This is a genomic window from Halolamina sp. (genome assembly GCF_036626355.1).
GTDB lineage: Archaea > Halobacteriota > Halobacteria > Halobacteriales > Haloferacaceae > Halolamina.
On sequence record NZ_JAZKRY010000063.1, the window covers coordinates 1 to 17,035 of the forward strand.

Here is a 17,035-nt window from a genome sequence, read left to right on the forward strand (position 1 = left end):
GCTTGGTGTTGAGGTTGTAGGTGTTCTTCGACCAGTTCTGCACGGTCGAGTACTGGACGTGGGCGTTCTCGCCGACGAACACTTCGACGCCGCCGGAGTGAAGGTTAAACGCGGAGTACTTGGGCGCCGAACAGCCCTCGATGTAGTGCACCTCGCTGCCCTCCTCGGCGATGATGAGCGTGTGCTCGAACTGGCCCATTCCTTCCGTGTTCATCCGGAAGTACGCCTGAACGGGCATCTCGACGGTCACGTCCTCGGGGACGTAGACGAACGAGCCGCCCGACCAGATGGCGCCGTGAAGCGCCGCGAACTTGTTGTCGCTTGGCGGGACGCAGTTCGTCATGAAGTGCTCCTTGACGAGCTCCGGGTGCTCGTCGACCGCCTGGTCCATGTTCATGAACACGACGCCTTTCTCCTCCCAGCGCTCCTGCATGTTCTGGTAGACGACCTCGGACTCGTACTGGGCACCCACGCCCGAGAGGGCGTTCTTCTCCGCCTCGGGGATGCCGAGCTTGTCGAACGTGTCCTTGATCTCGTCGGGGAGGTCGGTCCAGTTCTCGACGCCGCCACGGGTTTCGATGTCCGGGCGGATGTAGGGGACGATCTCGTCGATCTCGACCTCTGAGAGGTCGGGCTGGCCGGGCCAGTCGGTCGGCATCGGCATCGCCTGGTACTGCTTCAGCGCGCGTAGTCGGCGCTGGCGCATCCAGTCGGGCTCGCCCTTGTCGTCCGAGATCGCGTGGATCGTGTCCTCTGTCAGTCCTTTTTCCGCCGCGTAGGCGGCTTTGGACTCCTTCTTGAAGTCGAAGCGCTCCTCGGTGTCGGTCTGTTGTAGGTGGTCCTGGTCTGAGCTCATAAGTTAAGCCGTCTCGTAAACCTGCTCGCGCACCCAGTCGTAGCCGTTCTCCTCGAGCTTCTTGGCGAGCTCCGCGTCGCCCTGCAAGGCGACCTCACCGTCGAGCATGACGTGTACGCGGTCGGGCTCGATGTAGTCGAGGATCCGCTGGTAGTGGGTGATCTGCAGGACACCGGTGCCCTGCTCGTCACGCAGTCGGTTGATACCCTTCGCCACGTCCTGCAGGCGGTCGATGTCCAGCCCGGAGTCGATCTCGTCGAGCACGGCGATTGCGGGCTCGAGGATGGCTGCCTGAAGAACCTCGTTCTGCTTTTTCTCCCCGCCGGAGAAGCCGGCGTTGAGGTAGCGCTGGGCGAACATCTCGTCCATGTCGAGCAGCTCCATCTTCTCGGAGAGGAGCTGCTGGAACTCGGCGACACCGATTTCGCCCTCGTCCGTGGGGCCCTCCATCGGCGAGCTCTCGTAGCCCGCCTCCTCGTCCTCGTCCTCCTCGGCGTCCTCGTCCTCGAAGAGCTCTTCGCGCTCCTCCTGCTTGGCGTTGAGTGCCTGGCGGAGGAAGTTCGTCATGGTGACACCTTCGATTTCGGCGGGGTACTGGAACGCCAGGAAAATCCCCAGCGCGGCCCGCTCGTTCGGTTCGAGGTCGAGCAGGTCCCAGGTCGTGTCCTCCTCGTCGACGTCGTCGATGTCAGCAACGTCCTCGTCGTCGAGTGTGAGGGTGATATTCCCCTCTGTCACCTCGTAGGCTGGGTGGCCCGCGATGACTTTGGCGGTCGTAGATTTGCCCGACCCGTTCGGTCCCATAAGCGCGTGAATCTCGCCGGAGTTGACCTCCAGGTCGACACCACGAAGAATGGTTTCGCCGTTCTCAGCGACGTCCGCGTGTAGGTTGTTGATTTGGAGTGTAGCCATTCGTAGCCTCGTATCTTACTCTGGGGTGGACGCACCCATGAACGTTACGCATCACCCCCTGTCGGATTTTGGAAAGGCAAAATATGATTCTCTTTTTAGAAAGTTGTGACGGATTCACAGAGTGACGGTGTGTTCGCTGTCAGCGGGGGCGAGCGGCGCTCAGTGCACCGGTTCGGTCTGCAGGAACACACCGAACCGGTCCGTCGTGGCGCCACTGGCGATCAGGCCCTATCCCACCCGAAAGGCGTTTCCCGGTCCGCCCCGCGATTCCCGCCAATGCAGTATCTCCTCGTCCTCGTCTGGCTTGTCCTCTTCGCAGGGCTGGCGGCGCTGGGCTACCCGCTTGCGGCACGGCTGTTCACCCGATTCCGGAGTCGGGGTGTCGGCTTCGCACTCCCGGTGGCACTGGTGATGCTCTGGCTCCCGGTCTACTGGATCGGGAAACTCCACTACGGCCCGACAACAGTCGCGCTGGGCCTGCTTGTGCTGGTCGGCGTCGCCGCGGCGGCGGGCCTGGACCGAGATGCCCTTCGGGACCGGGAGTTGCACCCGGCCCCGGATCTCAGCGTGAACCGGCAGGCGGTTGTCGAGACGGCGCTCGTCTTCGTCGTCGCCTTCGCCCTCCTCGTCGCCGTCCGGGCGGTCGACCCAGCCGTCCACGCGATCGCGGGCGAGAAGTATCTCGACTACGGGATGCTCAACAGCATCCTGCGGGCGAGGACGCTCCCCCCTGAGGATTTCTGGTTCGCCGGCGAGCCGGTCCAGTACTACTACGGGGGCCACCTCGTCGCCGCGATCCTGACCACACTGACCGGGACGCCGCCGCGGTTCGCCTACAACCTGGCGCTCGCGGGGTTCTACGCGATGCTCGTGACTGCGGCCTACGACCTCGCGTCGAGTGTCGCCGCCGAACGCGAAACCGACCCGGTCCTCGCCGGTGCCTTCGGAGCCTTCTTCGTCGGCTTCGCAGGCAACCTCGACACCGTCGGCCGGATTATGCTTGGACTGCTCCCGGCGGGCTTCCAGGAGTCACTGGTCGGCCCTGATGTGACCTCCTACTCACTGGGCGGTGAGGGCTTTGGCTACTGGGGCGCCAGCCGCATCATCAGCGACAGTGTCGGCGGCCGCACCACGCCGACCATCAACGAGTTCCCGCTGTTCGGCTGGCTCAACGGCGACCTTCACGCACACATGATGGGGACGCCGTTCCTCCTGCTCGCCGCCGCCATCGGCTTCGCGATCTACCTCACCCCCGCGACTGCGCGCCGTCGCCGGCTCTCGCTGCTCGCGACGCTCCCGCTGCTCGGCCTGTTTCAGGCGGTCACTGACACCTGGAGTTTCCCCTCCATCTTCGGCGTCAGCTATCTCGCGCTCGCGCTCGCGCCGGCTGACCCGACGGCGCTGCTGCCGGCGAGAGCCCGTGAGGCCGTGCGGGAAACAACGGCCGCCGTCGGTGACAGCATCGACGCCGAGGAGGGTGACCCCGCTCAACGCGCGCTCGCTGAACTCGAACGCCTGCTCGTTCCGCTCGGGATCGTCGCAGCTCTCGGCGCAGTAACGGCCGTACTTGCGATCCCGTTCCTCACAGGCACCGGGGGCGAACGCGCCGTCGAGTTGCTCCCCGCAGCCGCGCGCAGTAGCCTCGGGGAGCTGCTCACTGTCCACGGGGCGTTCGTCGCCGTCTTCGCTGTCTCTCTGTTTTCGCGCGTGAGCAGCGAGCGCCGCTGGCCGCTCGCGTTCGCAGTCGTCGCCCTCGGCGCCGTGGCGACGATGCTCCCGTTGGACGTGCTGGCGGTGACGCTTCCCCTGCTGCTGATCGGCTGGGCCGCCCTTCGGTTCGACCGGCCGGTGGGGTACGAGACGGTGCTCATCATCGCCGGCGCGGGACTGGTCACCATCGTCGAAGTCGTGTTCGTCAACGAGCAGGCCGGGCCGCTGCGGATGAACACGGTGTTCAAGACGTACATGCAGGTCTGGGTGCTCTGGGGCACCGCCGCCGGTGCTGCAGTGGCGGATATCCTCTCTCGCGCGCGAGCAGCCGAGTCGCCGAGCCTCGGCAGCGTTTCGCTCCCCTCGCGGGACGCCGCCGCCTCAGTGTTCGTGGTCCTGCTCGTGTTCTCGACGGCGATCTACGGCGCGTTCGCGCTCTCGGCGCATTTCGAGGGGTCACCCGAGCCAACCCTCGACGCCACCTCGTTCGGCCCGCGCTACAGCGAGGCGGAGGTCGCCGCGACCGACTGGCTGGGCGAGACGGCCACGCAGGAGACGACCATCGTCTCCGCGCCCGGAACCAGCTACTTCCCCGCAGAGGAGTCACGTGGCTACGAGCCGGGAATGTACAACTGGAAATCCTCCATCGCCTCCAGCCTGACCGGGGTGCCCACCGTCGTCGGCTGGGCCCACGAGGTGGGCTACCGCGGCGCCGATGACTACTTCGCCCGCGTCGCCGCCGTCGACGCGCTCTACACCGGCTCGCCCGGGGATGCTGCGTCGGTCATCCGGGAACACGACGTGGAGTACGTCTGGGTCGGCACGGCCGAGCGGGAGCGCTACGGGCCCGAGCTGGTCGACTTCGGCGAGCGCGCTGGCTACGATGTCGCCTTCGAGAACGAGGCGGTGACGGTCTACCGGGTCGAAGCGTCGGCGCTGCCGGAGTGAGCGGAGCGGCGTAATCGAGCGGAGCAGCAGTTGCGGACCGCGAGCCTACACGTTCAGCGGGTTTTTCTGGCTCAGCTGCGTCACGGCGCCGGCGTCGACGCTCTCGGTCTCGAGCCAGTGGGGGACGAACTGGCGCTTGTCGTAGCTGTCCCGTTCGTCCTCCTCGCCGACGATACACCAGAGCTGGACCTCCTCGGGGCCGTGCCAGTCGCCCTGTCGGCTGACGGAGAAACAGGTCAGTTCCTCCCCGTCGACCTCGATGACGGCGTCCCGCCGGATGCCCGCGTCGCCGTGGATGATGAGCTGCTTCATACACGCGATTTCACCCACTCCGGGCTTAATCGCTTCGCTTCTGGGAGCCGCGGCCGACAGCCTGCCTGCATCGACAGTTCAGGAATGCCGCAGCGGCTAATTTGATGAGTGGTGGTCACATATGGTGGGTGTGAGCACAGCGGCCGTTGCCCGGAGCTGGCCCACATCAAGCTATGCGATTAGTTGAGCAACACGAGGTTGTGGAAACGTGGCTCCGGATGGAGCTCGATAAGGAGTCCAAGGGAACGGTGGATCTGGGAGAGCAGGAGGTGCTGGACGAATACGGGGCTCTGACCCAACTGCTCGTCCAGAAGCCGAACTGTGGGCAGGTGTTCGTCGAGTACGAACTACAGTGGTGTTCGGTCACCCTGACGGAAGCGCAGTTTCGACGCCTGCGAACGATCTGGGGGGACGAACTCCCGGTGATGGAGCATGCACAGAAGCTGCTGGATGGCTCCTCCGATCTCGAGGAAGACAGGAAAGCCCACATCCGGGAGTTCGCCGAGCAACCGGCAGACGCAGTTGGGCGGTTGATCCTAAACCGACGGAGACGCCCCGGCGTTGGACCGTTGGTGCAAGACGGCAATCACCGGGCCGTTGGCATTGCGCTACGTATGCTGCGGGGCGAACAGTACCGGGCGATGGCGGCATACATCGGCTATCCCTCACTCGACTGTTTCGGCTGGACCGGCCGGGCGCGTGCGAGGTGGCACGCGTACCGTGGCACGCTGTAGCGTGAATCGGCCGAGCGCGCGACTGATTGGGCTCCTCGTCGAGGACCACAGTACTCCACCCCGGGAAATGTTCAATCGGTCACCACCGACGGGTCACCCCCATGTGGGCCGGGGCAGACGCTCCAGTGGAGAGATGGGCCTGGTGGTCGATCAGCCTATCGAGAGCAGTTCTCGGGCCCGAACTGGGAGGTGGCGTATCGCAGAGCCAGGTCGAGACCAAACGGGTTTTAAGCTATCCTCCCGAAGTCGCCGACAAGAGGCGAATATCCATGGAGATGCCACGCCGTATGAACACGTACTGTCCGCATTGTGACGCCCACCACGAACACGAGGTCGAGAAGGTCCGGTCCGGCCGACAGACCGGGATGAAATGGGCCGCCCGCCAGCAGAAGCGCGGCAAGAAAGTCATCGGGAACACCGGGAAGTTCTCGAAGGTGCCGGCCGGCAACAAGCCGACGAAGAAGACCCACCTGAAGTACATCTGTTCGGACTGTAGCAAGGCCCACATGCGCGAGGGATGGCGAACCGGTCGACTGGAGTTCCAGGAATAATGGCAGGAAGCTTTGTTCAGGTCAAGTGCTCGGATTGTGAGAACGAACAGGTCGTCTTCCAGAAGGCGTCCACGACGGTGAACTGCGCCGTCTGTGGCACCACGCTGGCGACGCCCACCGGCGGCAAAGCCGAAATCGATCACGAGATCACCGGCGTTGCCGAGGCTCGGTAACCAGCCCGAATGACTGGCAGAGAGTGGCCGGAGAAGGGCGAACTCGTCGTGGGAAAAGTCGACGAGATCGCCGACTTCGGCGTCTTCGTCGATCTGGAAGAGTACGAGAAGCGCGGGCTGGTCCACATCTCGGAGGTCGCCTCCGGCTGGATCAAGAACGTGCGTGACCACGTCAGCGTCGGCCGAACCGTCGTCGCGAAGGTGCTCGACGTCGACACGTCCGCCCAGCAGGTCGACCTCTCGCTCAAGGACGTCAACGAGCACCAGCGAAAGGAGACCATCCAGGAGTGGAAGAACTCCCAGAAGGCCCAGAAATGGATGGAGCTGGCGTTCGGCGAGGACATCGAGGCGGAGCGCTACGACGCGATCGCCGATGACCTGCTCGTGGAGTACGACTCGCTCTACGACGCGTTCGAGACGGCGGCCGTCCGCGGGATGGAGGCGCTCGAGGACTGCGATCTCGAGGACGACGACCGGCAGGCCATCGTCCAGACGGCCCGCGAGAACGTCTCGGTCCCCTACGTCAACGTCACGGGCTACGTCGACATCCGGTCGGCTGGTCCCGCGGGCGTCGACGACGTGAAGGAAGCGCTCCGTGCCACTGAGGGCACGGACAACGACGCGGTCCCCGAGGAGGTCGAACTCTCGGTCTCCTACGTTGGCGCCCCGGAGTACCGTATCGAGGTGCAGGCGCCCGACTACAAGACCGCCGAGGCGGAGCTGGAAGCCGCCGCCGCACGGGCGAAAACCAGCATCGAGGAGCTCGGCGGCACCGCCGAGTACCACCGCGAGCGGCGCGAAGAAGAGGACTGATGACGAAATCGGATATTCGCGTCTGCGCAGCGTGGGCGTCCGGAGACGACCCGGACCGAACAGGCGGGTCGGGCGACGACGACCCGGACCGAGCAGGCGGGTCGGGCGAAGACGACCCGGACCGAACAGGCGGGTCGGGCGAACACGAACGCCCGGTGTACACGCTTTCTGCAACCTGTCCGAAGTGCGGTGCCGAGGCTATCAACAGCGCCCCTGCTCCGTTCGACCCCGCTGACCCGTACGGTGAGTACCGTCGGCGGGCGCGTCCGGAAGGGCCCGAGAAGTAGGCTGGAACGGTCCACGACCGACGCACCTTTACCCGATGGTGGACCACACCGGCGTATGGACGCTATCGAAATCGAGTCGCTCGAAACCCCCGAGCTACGGGAGCCGGTCCTCGTCGAGGGACTCCCTGGCGTGGGCCACGTCGGAAAGCTCGCAGCCGAACACCTGCTCGAGGAGTTCGAGAGTACGCTCGTCCGCCGCGTGTACGCTGACGAGTTCCCCCCGCAGGTCGACGTCGACGAGGACGGCGTCGCCTCCCTGACCTGTGCCTCCTTCCACGCTGTCGACCTCTCTTCGCCGACACCGACGGAGATCGAGGAGGAGGAAGATGACGACGAAGCAGAAGCTGACGAGTCAGAGACAGCGCAGAACCACGACGACGGCGGCGCTATCGCCGACGGCGGCGAGGACGTCGACGAGGACGCTGACGGAGATGGTGCGGACGCACCAGCGGACGAGGAAGAGGACGTGGGGACCGTCCCGACCGACCGCGACCTGCTCGTGCTCACGGGGAACCACCAGGCTCAGAGCAACGCCGGCCACTACCGCATCACCGAGGCGTTCCTCGAGGTAGCCGAGGAGTTCGGCGTCGCGGAGGCGTACGCGCTGGGCGGCGTCCCCACAGGGGAACTCATCGAGGAGCACAACGTGCTCGGCGCCGTCTCGAAGAAATCAATGACGGAGTCGCTCAGGAACGCCGGCGTGGAGTTCCGCGCCGACGAGCCAGCCGGCGGAATCGTCGGCGTCTCGGGCCTGCTGCTCGGCCTCGGCGGCCGTCGCGGTCACGAGATAGCTTGCCTGATGGGCGAGACCAGCGGCTATCTGGTCGACCCGAAAAGCGCGAAAGCGGTGCTCGAAGTGCTAGAGCAGCAGCTCGACTTCCGTGTGGACTTCGCCGCCCTGGAGGACCGCGCCGAGGAGATGGAGGAGGTCGTCGGGAAAATCCAGCAGATGCAACAGGAAGCCGGCGGCGGCGGGATGCCGAGCGAGGAGGAGCTGCGCTACATCGGGTAGACCGGTCCAGACAGAACTAAGTCGTCCCGGCCCCCCGATTCACCTATGGATTTCGGGTCGGACCACGAGTCGTGGATGACGCTGCTCGCGACGGTTGCTGCGTACGGACTCATCCTCGTCGGGATGACGGTACTGCTGTTCGTGATTCCGACGGCGCTGTTCTCCCTGTTCTAACTCCGGACCGGCCACCGACTGGCTACGTCCCGGAGCCAGCAGTCCCGGTCGTCTCGATCCGGTTTTCGTATTTCCCCAGCGACGCATCAAGAGCCGCCCCAGCATCGATATCGAGCTCATCGGCGACAGCCAGGAGCGCGAACAGCGCGTCCCCGAGCTCGTCTTCGGGAACCGACAGCTGCTCTGGTGTGTCGCCGTACTCGCTGGATTTCGTCGCATCCGCGGCCATCTCACCCACCTCTGCGGCGAGGTCCAGCAGGCGGTACGCCGGGTCGGTATGGAGCTCACGAGCGGCAAGGAACTCGGCGACTGCGCGCTGTTGGGGCATCGAGTACGTCTCAGCCATACCGGTCGCTGGGGGCGTGGAGACGCAAAAAGCAGGCGGTTTGGTTGTCAGCGGTGTCGGCTGTGCGGGGGCCAGCAACCGTGCGTTCAGGCGAATGCGGCCGAATCGGCGACCTCGGTGGTCTCGCTGGTCTGTATCTTCTCCCAAGCGTCCTCGAAGTCGCGCATCCGGATCTCCTTGCGGTCGTCGCGGATGGCGAACATCCCGGCCTCGGTGCAGACCGCCTTGATGTCCGCACCGGAGGCGTCGTCGGCCACCTCGGAGAGCGCCGAGAAGTTCACGTCGTCGGCGACGTTCATGTCGCGCGTGTGTATCTCGAAGATGAGCTCGCGACCGGTGGCGTCGGGCTTGGGCACCTCGATGAGGCGGTCGAACCGGCCGGGACGGAGAATCGCCTCGTCGAGCATGTCGAAGCGGTTCGTGGCGGCGATGATGCGGATGTCCCCGCGCTCGTCGAAGCCGTCCATCTCCGAGAGCAGCTGCATCATCGTCCGCTGGACCTCGGCGTCGCCAGAGGTCTTTGAGTCGGTCCGCTTGGAGGCGATGGCATCGATCTCGTCGATGAAGATAACCGCCGGCTCGTTGTCCCGCGCGACCTCGAAGAGATCACGGACGAGCTTCGCGCCCTCGCCGATGAACTTGTGGACGAGCTCCGAGCCGGCCATCTTGATGAAGGAGGCGTTGGTCTCGTTGGCGACGGCTTTCGCCAGCATCGTCTTCCCGGTCCCGGGCGGGCCGTGGAGCAGGATGCCGCTGGGCGGGTCGATGCCGATCTTGTCGAACGCTTCGGGCTGTTCGAGCGGGAGCTCGACGGTTTCACGCACTTCCCGCATCTCGTCGTCGAGGCCACCGATATCCGCGTAGGTGATGTCCGGGGAGTGGTCGACCTGCATGACGCGTGCCCGAACGTCCGTCTCGCGGGTGAGCTTCTGGACGACCGACAGCGAGTTATTGACTGCGACCCGGTCGTCGGGCTCCAGCTTCTCGCGCATCTCGTCGGTGACGTCGGTGAGCGCCTCCTGGTTGTTCCCGTGCTGCTTGATCACGACGCCGTCGTCGTTGAGCTCCTGTACCGTGGCGACGAACAGCGGCGACTGCTTCAGCTTCTTGTTCTCGTGGGTGAGTCGCTCGAGTTTCTGCTGGAACTTGTTGTTCTCTGCATTGGCGTCCAGCAGGCTGTCACGCATCTCCTCGTTTCGGGCCTCGAGATCCTCCAACCGGTCGCGGAGAGATTCGATCTTCTGCTGTTGCGACGCCGCCTCGTCGTATGGCAGTTCGACGTCGTCAACCGTGTCGGTCATTGCCAGTTCTAGGCGGCACCGTCTTAAGAGGCTTCGGGTAACATAGAACGGTGCCGAGGAGCCACAGACCAGCCACAGCGGGCCTGCCTGGCGAACACTGAAGTACGAACGGGGGACCAGACGCTGCCATGCCAGACAGGGACGATGGGAACCGACGGTCCGACCCAGCCGTAGCTGACCACGATGCTGTGGCCGCCGCGCTCGCCCGCCTCGCAACCGGCACTGCACCACAGGTCGATTCCGCCCAGCGGCCAGCGGCGGCGTCCGACCAGTCGACTACCCCCGCAGCGGCATCGGTCGTCGCCGAGGCCAGCAACGCGTGCTCACGACTCTCAACTGCCGCCGCGTTCGTCGGGGCCGATGGCGAACAGCGGCTCTCGCGGGCCGTCGCCGATGCGAAGCAGACAGCTGACCAGGCACGAGACCCCGCCGTTGTCGAGCGGGGAACCGAGCTGCTCGCGACGCTCGAGCGGTTTCGGGTGGCGGCTGAGAGCAGTATCGAGAGGAGGCAGGGAGCGGTGGGACAGGACCCCGGCGAGACGGGATAGCACGGTGATGAGTCTGGATACGGCAGCCGTCACACACCATGGCCCCGATGACCACTTTCACCGCGGTCACGCAACCCTCTTGACAGGGGCCGGCGTAGACCCAGAAAGATGACTCGGGTGATTCACACGGGCGACACCCACGTTGGCTACCAGCAGTACAACTCACCGGAACGCCGGGCGGATTTCCGTCGGGCGTTCGACGCCGTCATCGACGACGCCATCGACGCGGACGTCGACGCGGTGGTACACGCCGGCGACCTGTTCCACGACCGCCGACCGGAGCTACAGGACCTGATGGCCGTGCTCTCGGCGCTCCGGCGGCTCGACGACGCCGGCATCCCGTTTCTCGCCGTGGTCGGCAACCACGAGGCGACCCGAACCGGCGAGTGGCTCGACCTCTTTCAGGAGACCGAGCTGGCGACTCGCCTCGACGACTCGCCCGTGCCCGTCGGGGACGTTGCGTTCTACGGGCTCGACTGGGTGCCCGAATCGCGGCGGCCGGAGCTGGAGTACGCCTTCGCGGACCACGACGCCACCCACGCCGCGCTGGTCTCTCACGGACTGTTCACCCCATTTGACTTCGGGGAGTGGGATAGCGAGACGGTGCTTGCAGAGGCCGACGTCGCGTTCGACGCGATGCTGCTCGGGGACAACCACGCGCCCGACACCGCAGCGGTCGACGGGACGTGGGTGACGTACTGTGGGTCCACCGAGCGGGCAAGCGCCAGTGAGCGTGACGCACGGGGCTACAACCTCATCACGTTCGACGAGGGCGGCGTCGACATCCGGCGCCGGAGTCTCGACACCCGCCCGTTCGTGTTCGTCTCGGTCGAGCTCGCCCCCGGCGAGGGGCTCGAGCGTGTGCGCGAGCAGGTCCGGCAGCACGACCTGGCCAACGCGGTCTGCATCGTCGAAATCACCGGTGAGGGCGAGCCCGTCACCCCCGCCGCCGTCGAGGAAGCAGCAACAGAGGAGGGCGCACTCATCGTTCGCGTAACCGACCGGCGGGAGATGACCGAGGAGTCGGACCTGGGCGTCACCTTCGCCGACCCAGACGAGGCCGTGCGCGAGCGGGTAGCCGAGCTCGGCCTCTCGACGGCCGCACGCGGAATCGACGAGACGGTCCGGGAGAGCAAAACTGCCGACTCGAACGTGCGGGAGGTGGTGAACGAGCGCGTGAGTGAACTGCTGGAGGAGGAGCCCGACGCGTTCACCGCCGCGGAGGATGCCGGTGCTGACGACCAACGCACGTCTGACGGTGAGCAGGCCACGGACAGGCCAGAGGAGGCTCCGCTGCTCGCGGAGTCCTCGGACGATGACGAGGCGGTGACCGAACCGGCGAACGACGACACGCAGGGAACCATGGAGGAGTTCCGATGAGGTTCGACCGGCTGCGACTCCGGAACTTCAAGCCTCACACCGACACCGATCTGCGGCTGGAGGACGGCGTCACCGTCATCCACGGGCTCAACGGCTCGGGGAAATCCTCGCTGCTCGAGGCCAGTTTCTTCGCGCTCTACGGCTCGAAAGCACTCGACAGCACCCTGGACGAGGTCGTAACCACTGGCATGGACGAAACCGACGTGGAGCTCTGGTTCACCCACGCCGGCGAGGAGTACCACATCACGCGAGCGCTCCGGCGCTACGGCGACTCCATGTCCACCACCAAATGCGTCCTCGAGGGACCGACCGGCACCATCGAGGGCGCCACGGACGTCCGGCGGTTCGTCAGCGATGAACTGCTGCGGATGGACAGCGAGGCGTTCCGCAACTGCGCCTACATCCGGCAGGGGGAGGTGAACCGGCTCATCAACGCCTCGGCAAGCGAGCGCCAGAAGATGATCGACGACCTGCTCCAGCTCGGCAAGCTGGAGGAGTACCGCGATCGGGCCGGCGACGCCCGGCTCGGCGTCGAAGACGTGCTCGCAGACCGCCGCGGCGGGCTCAACAAGCTGGACGAACAGATCGCCGCCAAAGAGGAGGAGGGACTCCACGAACGGCTCAACGGGCTCGAAACCGAGCTATCGGCGGTCGGCGAGGAGATCGAGCGCTTCGAAGCCAACCGCGAGGAGGCACGAAAGAGCCGCGACGAGGCGAGGGCCATCCTCGAAGAAGCCGAGGAGCGCGAGGCCGAACTCGAGGAACTGGCGGAGGATATCGAGAACCTCGAAGCCGCCATCCAGGAGACCAGGAGCGAGCGGGAGGCGTTGATGGAGCGCATCACCGACGCCCGGGATCAGATCGAGGAGAAGCGCGACACGCTCTCGGAACTCGCCGAGGCCGCCGGCATCGACGCCCCGACAGCTGGCGCGGTTGCTGAGGCCCGCGAGGCGCTCGACGAGCAGGAGGCGACCCTCCGTGAGGAGCTCCAGGAGCGCCGTGAACGGGTGACAACACTTTCGAACCAGTCCGAAAGTCTCGCCGAAAAGGCCGAAGGCCACCGAGAACGTGCCGACGCGAAGCGCGAGCGCGCCTCGGAGCTGGAGCAGGAGGCTGCCGACGCCGAAGCCACGCTGGCAGAGCAGCGAGAGCAGCTGACTGAACTCGCCGAGGAGCGCGAGCAACTGGTCGCGGAGTTCGCTGAGGCTCCAACAGCGGTCGGCGACGCAACTGCCTACCGGGAGTCCGTCGAGAGCCAGCTCAGTGACCTCCGCGAGGAGATTCAGGAGACTGCGGCGACGCTCACCTCCGCACGCGACAGCGTCGAGGAGGCCGAGGAGCTACTCGCCGAGGGGAAATGTCCCGAGTGTGGCCAACCCGTCGAGGACTCCCCACACGTCGACACGCTGGCGGCGGACCGCGAGCGGGTCGAGGAACTGGCCGTAGAACTCGGTGAACTGAACGGCCGGAAGACTGAACTCGAGACCGAACTCGACACCGCCGAGTCGCTCGTGGAGGCCGAGAACCGCCTCGAGAGTCTCGGCGACAGTCGGCAGATGCGTGAGGAGCGCATCGAGGAACTGGAGGCCGCTGTCGAGAGCGCGCTCGAGGACGCCGACGAGCGTCGGAGAGAGGCCGAGGAGCTGGCAGCAGAGGCCGAAGCGGCAGCCGAGGCCGCCGACGCCAACGCAGAGGAAGCCGCGGAACTGCGGGAGGAAGTCGCGTCTCGAGAGGCGACACTCGAGGAGCTCGAGGAGCGCCGCGAACGACTCGACCGAGTGGAGTCCGAGCTCGAGGAAATCGAGGAGACCGAGTCACAGATCGAGCGCCTGCGCGACCAGCGGGAGAGCAAGGCCGAACTGCTCGACGAGCGCCGCGAACGGCTCGCCGACCGGCGGGCGGAGCGCGACGAGCTTCGGGAAGCGTTCGACCGTGAGCGCGTCGAGGCCGCCCGAGACCAGCGCGAGAAAGCGGTGGAGTATCTCGAGCAGGTAACGGCGAAGCTCGACGAGCTCAGCGAGCGCCGCGACGAGCTCACCGGCAGCATCGGGAGCGTGAAAACTGATATCGAGCAGCTCGAAACGCTCAGAGAGGAGCGCGAGGCACTCGCCGAGACCGTTGCTGACCTGGAATCGGTCCACGCCGAGACCGAGCAGTTGGAGCAGAGCTACGGCGACCTGCGCGCGGAGCTCCGCCAGCAGAACGTCGAGAGCCTCGAACGGATGCTGAACGAGACGTTCGACCTGGTGTACGGGAACGACGCTTACTCCCACATCGAACTCGACGGCGAGTACGAACTCACCGTCTACCAGAAGGACGGCACGCCGCTCGCCCCGGAACAGCTCTCCGGTGGCGAGCGCGCGCTGTTCAACCTCTCGCTGCGCTGTGCCATCTACCGGCTGCTCTCGGAGGGGATCGAGGGCGCAGCGCCGACGCCGCCACTCATCCTCGACGAGCCGACCGTCTTCCTCGATTCGGGCCACATCTCCCGGCTGGTCGACCTGGTCGAGGAGATGCGCGGTTTCGGCGTCCGCCAGATACTCATCGTGAGCCACGACGACGAACTCGTCGGGGCGGCCGACTCGCTGGTCACTGTCGAGAAGAACACGACGACGAACCGCTCCACCGTGGAACGCGAGGCCGAGGCAACGGTTGGCGAGGTAGCGACACTGCTCGGCGAAAACGACGATTAACGGTTAGCGACTGTCGGCGGCTGCGTCGTCGTCGATCCCAGCGGCCGACTCCTCAGCAGTTCGAACCCCTTCGACCGCCTCCTGAGCCAGTTCTGTGGCGTCGTAGCCGCGCTCGCCAGCGACGCGTGATTCCGCAACCAGCCCCGCCGCACGGAGTTCACTCAACAGTCCGTGGAAATCGCTCTCGCAGAGCTCGTAAGCACCGAGCAGGTCGACGACAGGGACAGGGCCCCGGTCGGCAAGCTCCATCACCAGGCCGAGCGAGCGTTCGGTATGGACCGCCGTCAAGAGCTGACGAACCGGCTCCGGCACGCCGGTGGCGGCGACGACCAGCGGCGACTCGCCACCGACCTCCCGGAGTCGGTCAGCGTCCACGTAGCGCTCCTCGCCGGTCTCCGGGTCGCGGACGAGGCTCGCGTCGCTGGACTCCTTGAGCAGCAGGTAGCGCTCGCCCGACTCGGTTTCGACCGTTCGCATTAGCCCAACGGAGGTCGGTGGCGCGCAAAACCCTTGCGCCCGCGGCGCTACTCGCGCTCCGCGTCCTCGGTGCCGACATCACTCCCGCCCGCATCGGCATCGTCGCCGTCGGTCGCCTCGGAGCCCCTGGTTGCCTCGAACGCTCGGTAGATCGTCCAGGCGCGATAAAGGGCGAGCGCTCCGCCCCCGACGAGCGCGGCGCCGATGAGTGTCCGGCCGCGGAACCCAGCAAGCAAGAGACCAAGCACGAGAACGAACAAGCCGACGTTGACGTAGACGACCGCTGCCCAGAACGAACGGGCGGTCTCGCTATCGACTTCGACGGCGTCTGACTCCGGGGGTGCGAGCGGTTCGTCGTCGACTGACTCCGAATCGGCCTCCGGAACGTCAGCAGCTGTCGCGCCGAAGCGTTCGCGGCGGCGCTCCGCTAATTCACCCGCGAGGTCACGGGCTTTGGGGCCGAGCCCCACCCCTTCCTGCTCGGCATCCGTTCCGGGGTCAGTATCGTCGCCGTCGCTCACGGGGAGAGCTACACCGGGCAGGGAAAAGAGCCCTCGGTCCTGGTCGGCGCGAGCGCGAGGCGCTGGAAGCCGGGGCGCTCAGAGTCGCTGGTCGAGCCGAATCGGCGAATCTGTGCGCACCCACGCGAGCGGGCTCTCGGCGTCGTACAGCACGATCCCGTCGTCGACCTCGTAGGACTCGACCGTCTCGAAGCCGGCCTGAGCCGTCGCTTCCCTGCGTTCGTCGCTCGACGCCGCTCGCCGGGCACCGTCGTGGTCCGACATGGTAACCTCTACCATACTATCGACTATATGCTTTCCGGCCGGGACGCGGGCGAGGGACCATCGCTGTTTTAACCGGGCACGGCTAATCGCCGGCAATGAACGAGAGCGAGCAGCGGGGACTCGGCGAGTTCGCCGCCCCCGCCGATGGGCGCCCCGACCAGGAAGCGGCGGTCGTCGCCGGCGACGCCGGGCAGGCGGTCAGCGAGGTGGTCGACGCCGCGGACCTGAAGTTCCCCGAAGCGGAGGGGACGCTGGAGATGACGGTCTCACAGGTCGACTACACCGTCGAGGGCTCGGGCGCGACTGAGTACCCCGTCGTCCACGTGTTCGGCCGGACGGCCGATAACGAGTCAGAGCACGTTCGTGTGCTCGGGATGGAGCCGTACTTCTACGTTCCAACCGAGGACATCGAGGACCGCGCGCTCACCGAGGAGTACGACGCGATACTCGACAGCCGCACGGAGAACCCGAACGGCGAGTCATTCCAGTCCATCCGAGGGAAGCCCCTGACGAAGGTCGTCGGCCAAACGCCACGGGACGTAGGACAGATCCGTGACGACTTCGACGAACATTACGAAGCGGACATCCTCTTCCCCAATCGCTTCCTCATCGACAAGGACGTGAGTTCGGGTATCCAGGTGCCGGTCCGACGGCTCCCGGACGGACGGATGCAGGTTCGCTACGACGATCCCGAACTCGTCGCCACCGAGGCGCCCGCCGAGGCCGACCTCCGGGTGAACACGTTCGACATCGAGGTCGACGACCGCCAGGGGTTCCCGGAGGACGGCGAGGAGCCCATCGTCTGTCTCACCTCCCACGATTCCTACCGCGACGAGTATATTGTCTGGCTCTACGACGCGCCCGATGCCGAGGTGGAGGCGCCCGAGTCGCTCCCCGGCTACGAGCCAATCGCGGAGTCCGGCGCCACCGAAGTGCGTTCGTTCGACGAGGAGGCGGCGATGCTCGACGCCTTCGTCGAGTATATCGAGGAGACCAATCCAGACGTGCTGACGGGCTGGAACT

General features: G+C 65.9%; 19 protein-coding genes and 1 pseudogene. 12 read left to right on the forward strand and 8 right to left on the reverse strand.

Annotation, left to right across the window (positions count from 1 at the left end; all coding sequences use genetic code 11):
* Together sufB and V5A38_RS10565 are read right to left on the reverse strand one after the other, a co-directional pair.
* Positions 1–856: Fe-S cluster assembly protein SufB (sufB, locus tag V5A38_RS10560; RefSeq protein WP_332325725.1), on the reverse strand; the 856-nt coding region annotated here is incomplete at its 3' end.
* A 3-nt stretch (positions 857–859) separates the two neighbouring features.
* Positions 860–1,768 (reverse strand): ABC transporter ATP-binding protein, encoded by a 909-nt coding sequence (locus V5A38_RS10565; protein WP_332325726.1) that lies wholly within the window; start codon positions 1,766–1,768, stop codon positions 860–862.
* 276 nt (positions 1,769–2,044) lie between these two features.
* Between V5A38_RS10565 and V5A38_RS10570 the strand changes: the two genes are divergently transcribed.
* Entirely contained in the window at positions 2,045–4,426 is a 2,382-nt protein-coding gene (locus V5A38_RS10570; RefSeq protein WP_332325727.1) for a DUF2298 domain-containing protein, read from the forward strand.
* A gap of 45 nt (positions 4,427–4,471) precedes the next feature.
* Here the strand turns inward: V5A38_RS10570 and V5A38_RS10575 are convergent, their stop codons facing one another.
* Positions 4,472–4,738, reverse strand: a complete 267-nt coding sequence (locus V5A38_RS10575) for an HAH_0734 family protein (protein WP_332325728.1) — start codon at positions 4,736–4,738, stop codon at positions 4,472–4,474.
* A 173-nt stretch (positions 4,739–4,911) separates the two neighbouring features.
* Here V5A38_RS10575 and V5A38_RS10580 point away from each other — a divergent pair, with 173 nt between their 5' ends.
* The 7 genes and pseudogenes from V5A38_RS10580 (at position 4,912) to V5A38_RS10610 (ending at position 8,482) form a co-directional block, all read left to right on the forward strand.
* Positions 4,912–5,472 (forward strand): hypothetical protein, encoded by a 561-nt coding sequence (locus V5A38_RS10580; RefSeq protein ID WP_332325729.1) that lies wholly within the window; start codon positions 4,912–4,914, stop codon positions 5,470–5,472.
* A 269-nt stretch (positions 5,473–5,741) separates the two neighbouring features.
* A complete protein-coding gene (locus tag V5A38_RS10585) occupies positions 5,742–6,023 on the forward strand; it encodes a 50S ribosomal protein L44e (RefSeq protein ID WP_332325730.1) in 282 nt (93 codons plus the stop codon).
* Positions 6,023–6,196, forward strand: a complete 174-nt coding sequence (locus tag V5A38_RS10590) for a 30S ribosomal protein S27e (RefSeq protein WP_332325731.1) — start codon at positions 6,023–6,025, stop codon at positions 6,194–6,196. Before V5A38_RS10585 ends, V5A38_RS10590 begins: the two co-directional genes overlap by 1 nt.
* 9 nt (positions 6,197–6,205) lie before the next feature.
* Positions 6,206–7,009, forward strand: coding sequence for a translation initiation factor IF-2 subunit alpha (locus V5A38_RS10595; protein WP_332325732.1), 804 nt, complete (start codon positions 6,206–6,208; stop codon positions 7,007–7,009).
* Between the two features lie 140 nt (positions 7,010–7,149).
* Positions 7,150–7,296, forward strand: a pseudogene (locus tag V5A38_RS10600) (nucleolar RNA-binding Nop10p family protein); the annotation flags it as partial.
* A 55-nt stretch (positions 7,297–7,351) separates the two neighbouring features.
* Positions 7,352–8,308, forward strand: a complete 957-nt coding sequence (locus V5A38_RS10605; RefSeq protein ID WP_332325733.1) for a PAC2 family protein — start codon at positions 7,352–7,354, stop codon at positions 8,306–8,308.
* Positions 8,309–8,353: 45 nt separating this feature from the next.
* A complete protein-coding gene (locus tag V5A38_RS10610) occupies positions 8,354–8,482 on the forward strand; it encodes a hypothetical protein (protein ID WP_332325734.1) in 129 nt (42 codons plus the stop codon).
* Positions 8,483–8,504: 22 nt separating this feature from the next.
* Here V5A38_RS10610 and V5A38_RS10615 read toward each other — a convergent pair whose 3' ends face one another.
* Both V5A38_RS10615 and V5A38_RS10620 read right to left on the reverse strand, forming a co-directional pair.
* The gene (locus V5A38_RS10615) at positions 8,505–8,810 is read right to left on the reverse strand and encodes a MazG-like family protein (protein ID WP_345786284.1); all 306 of its coding nucleotides are present in this window, start codon (positions 8,808–8,810) and stop codon (positions 8,505–8,507) included.
* 104 nt (positions 8,811–8,914) lie between these two features.
* The gene (locus V5A38_RS10620) at positions 8,915–10,129 is read right to left on the reverse strand and encodes a proteasome-activating nucleotidase (RefSeq protein ID WP_332325736.1); all 1,215 of its coding nucleotides are present in this window, start codon (positions 10,127–10,129) and stop codon (positions 8,915–8,917) included.
* Between the two features lie 128 nt (positions 10,130–10,257).
* On the opposite strand from V5A38_RS10620, the gene V5A38_RS10625 reads away from it, so the two are divergent.
* From V5A38_RS10625 to rad50, 3 genes are all read left to right on the forward strand, one after another.
* On the forward strand, positions 10,258–10,677 hold the full coding sequence (locus V5A38_RS10625) for a hypothetical protein (RefSeq protein ID WP_332325737.1): 420 nt from the start codon (positions 10,258–10,260) through the stop codon (positions 10,675–10,677).
* Positions 10,678–10,785: 108 nt separating this feature from the next.
* Positions 10,786–12,057, forward strand: a complete 1,272-nt coding sequence (mre11, locus tag V5A38_RS10630) for a DNA double-strand break repair protein Mre11 (protein WP_332325738.1) — start codon at positions 10,786–10,788, stop codon at positions 12,055–12,057.
* Positions 12,054–14,750: a DNA double-strand break repair ATPase Rad50 gene (gene rad50 / locus V5A38_RS10635; RefSeq protein WP_332325739.1), complete on the forward strand. Its 2,697-nt coding sequence runs from the start codon at positions 12,054–12,056 to the stop codon at positions 14,748–14,750. Before mre11 ends, rad50 begins: the two co-directional genes overlap by 4 nt.
* A gap of 3 nt (positions 14,751–14,753) precedes the next feature.
* Here rad50 and V5A38_RS10640 read toward each other — a convergent pair whose 3' ends face one another.
* The 3 genes from V5A38_RS10640 to V5A38_RS10650 form a co-directional block, all read right to left on the reverse strand.
* Positions 14,754–15,227: a hypothetical protein gene (locus V5A38_RS10640; RefSeq protein ID WP_332325740.1), complete on the reverse strand. Its 474-nt coding sequence runs from the start codon at positions 15,225–15,227 to the stop codon at positions 14,754–14,756.
* 47 nt (positions 15,228–15,274) lie between these two features.
* Positions 15,275–15,748 carry a hypothetical protein gene (locus V5A38_RS10645; RefSeq protein WP_332325741.1) on the reverse strand — a complete coding sequence of 158 codons (474 nt, stop codon included), beginning with the start codon at positions 15,746–15,748 and terminating at the stop codon, positions 15,275–15,277.
* A gap of 78 nt (positions 15,749–15,826) precedes the next feature.
* Entirely contained in the window at positions 15,827–16,012 is a 186-nt protein-coding gene (locus tag V5A38_RS10650) for a hypothetical protein (protein WP_332325742.1), read from the reverse strand.
* Between the two features lie 95 nt (positions 16,013–16,107).
* Here V5A38_RS10650 and V5A38_RS10655 point away from each other — a divergent pair.
* A partial coding sequence (locus V5A38_RS10655; RefSeq protein ID WP_332325743.1) for a 3'-5' exonuclease occupies positions 16,108–17,035 on the forward strand: 928 nt, incomplete at its 3' end.

Excerpts from the sequence above, each read along its gene's own strand:
- V5A38_RS10565 (WP_332325726.1), bottom strand. The coding sequence starts at position 1,768 with ATGGCTACACTCCAAATCAACAACCTACACGCGGACGTCGCTGAGAAC.
- V5A38_RS10570 (WP_332325727.1), top strand. The coding sequence starts at position 2,045 with ATGCAGTATCTCCTCGTCCTCGTCTGGCTTGTCCTCTTCGCAGGGCTG.
- V5A38_RS10575 (WP_332325728.1), bottom strand. The coding sequence starts at position 4,738 with ATGAAGCAGCTCATCATCCACGGCGACGCGGGCATCCGGCGGGACGCC.
- V5A38_RS10580 (WP_332325729.1), top strand. The coding sequence starts at position 4,912 with ATGCGATTAGTTGAGCAACACGAGGTTGTGGAAACGTGGCTCCGGATG.
- V5A38_RS10585 (WP_332325730.1), top strand. The coding sequence starts at position 5,742 with ATGGAGATGCCACGCCGTATGAACACGTACTGTCCGCATTGTGACGCC.
- V5A38_RS10590 (WP_332325731.1), top strand. The coding sequence starts at position 6,023 with ATGGCAGGAAGCTTTGTTCAGGTCAAGTGCTCGGATTGTGAGAACGAA.
- V5A38_RS10595 (WP_332325732.1), top strand. The coding sequence starts at position 6,206 with ATGACTGGCAGAGAGTGGCCGGAGAAGGGCGAACTCGTCGTGGGAAAA.
- V5A38_RS10605 (WP_332325733.1), top strand. The coding sequence starts at position 7,352 with ATGGACGCTATCGAAATCGAGTCGCTCGAAACCCCCGAGCTACGGGAG.
- V5A38_RS10610 (WP_332325734.1), top strand. The coding sequence starts at position 8,354 with ATGGATTTCGGGTCGGACCACGAGTCGTGGATGACGCTGCTCGCGACG.
- V5A38_RS10615 (WP_345786284.1), bottom strand. The coding sequence starts at position 8,810 with ATGCCCCAACAGCGCGCAGTCGCCGAGTTCCTTGCCGCTCGTGAGCTC.
- V5A38_RS10620 (WP_332325736.1), bottom strand. The coding sequence starts at position 10,129 with ATGACCGACACGGTTGACGACGTCGAACTGCCATACGACGAGGCGGCG.
- V5A38_RS10625 (WP_332325737.1), top strand. The coding sequence starts at position 10,258 with ATGCCAGACAGGGACGATGGGAACCGACGGTCCGACCCAGCCGTAGCT.
- mre11 (WP_332325738.1), top strand. The coding sequence starts at position 10,786 with ATGACTCGGGTGATTCACACGGGCGACACCCACGTTGGCTACCAGCAG.
- rad50 (WP_332325739.1), top strand. The coding sequence starts at position 12,054 with ATGAGGTTCGACCGGCTGCGACTCCGGAACTTCAAGCCTCACACCGAC.
- V5A38_RS10640 (WP_332325740.1), bottom strand. The coding sequence starts at position 15,227 with ATGCGAACGGTCGAAACCGAGTCGGGCGAGCGCTACCTGCTGCTCAAG.
- V5A38_RS10650 (WP_332325742.1), bottom strand. The coding sequence starts at position 16,012 with ATGTCGGACCACGACGGTGCCCGGCGAGCGGCGTCGAGCGACGAACGC.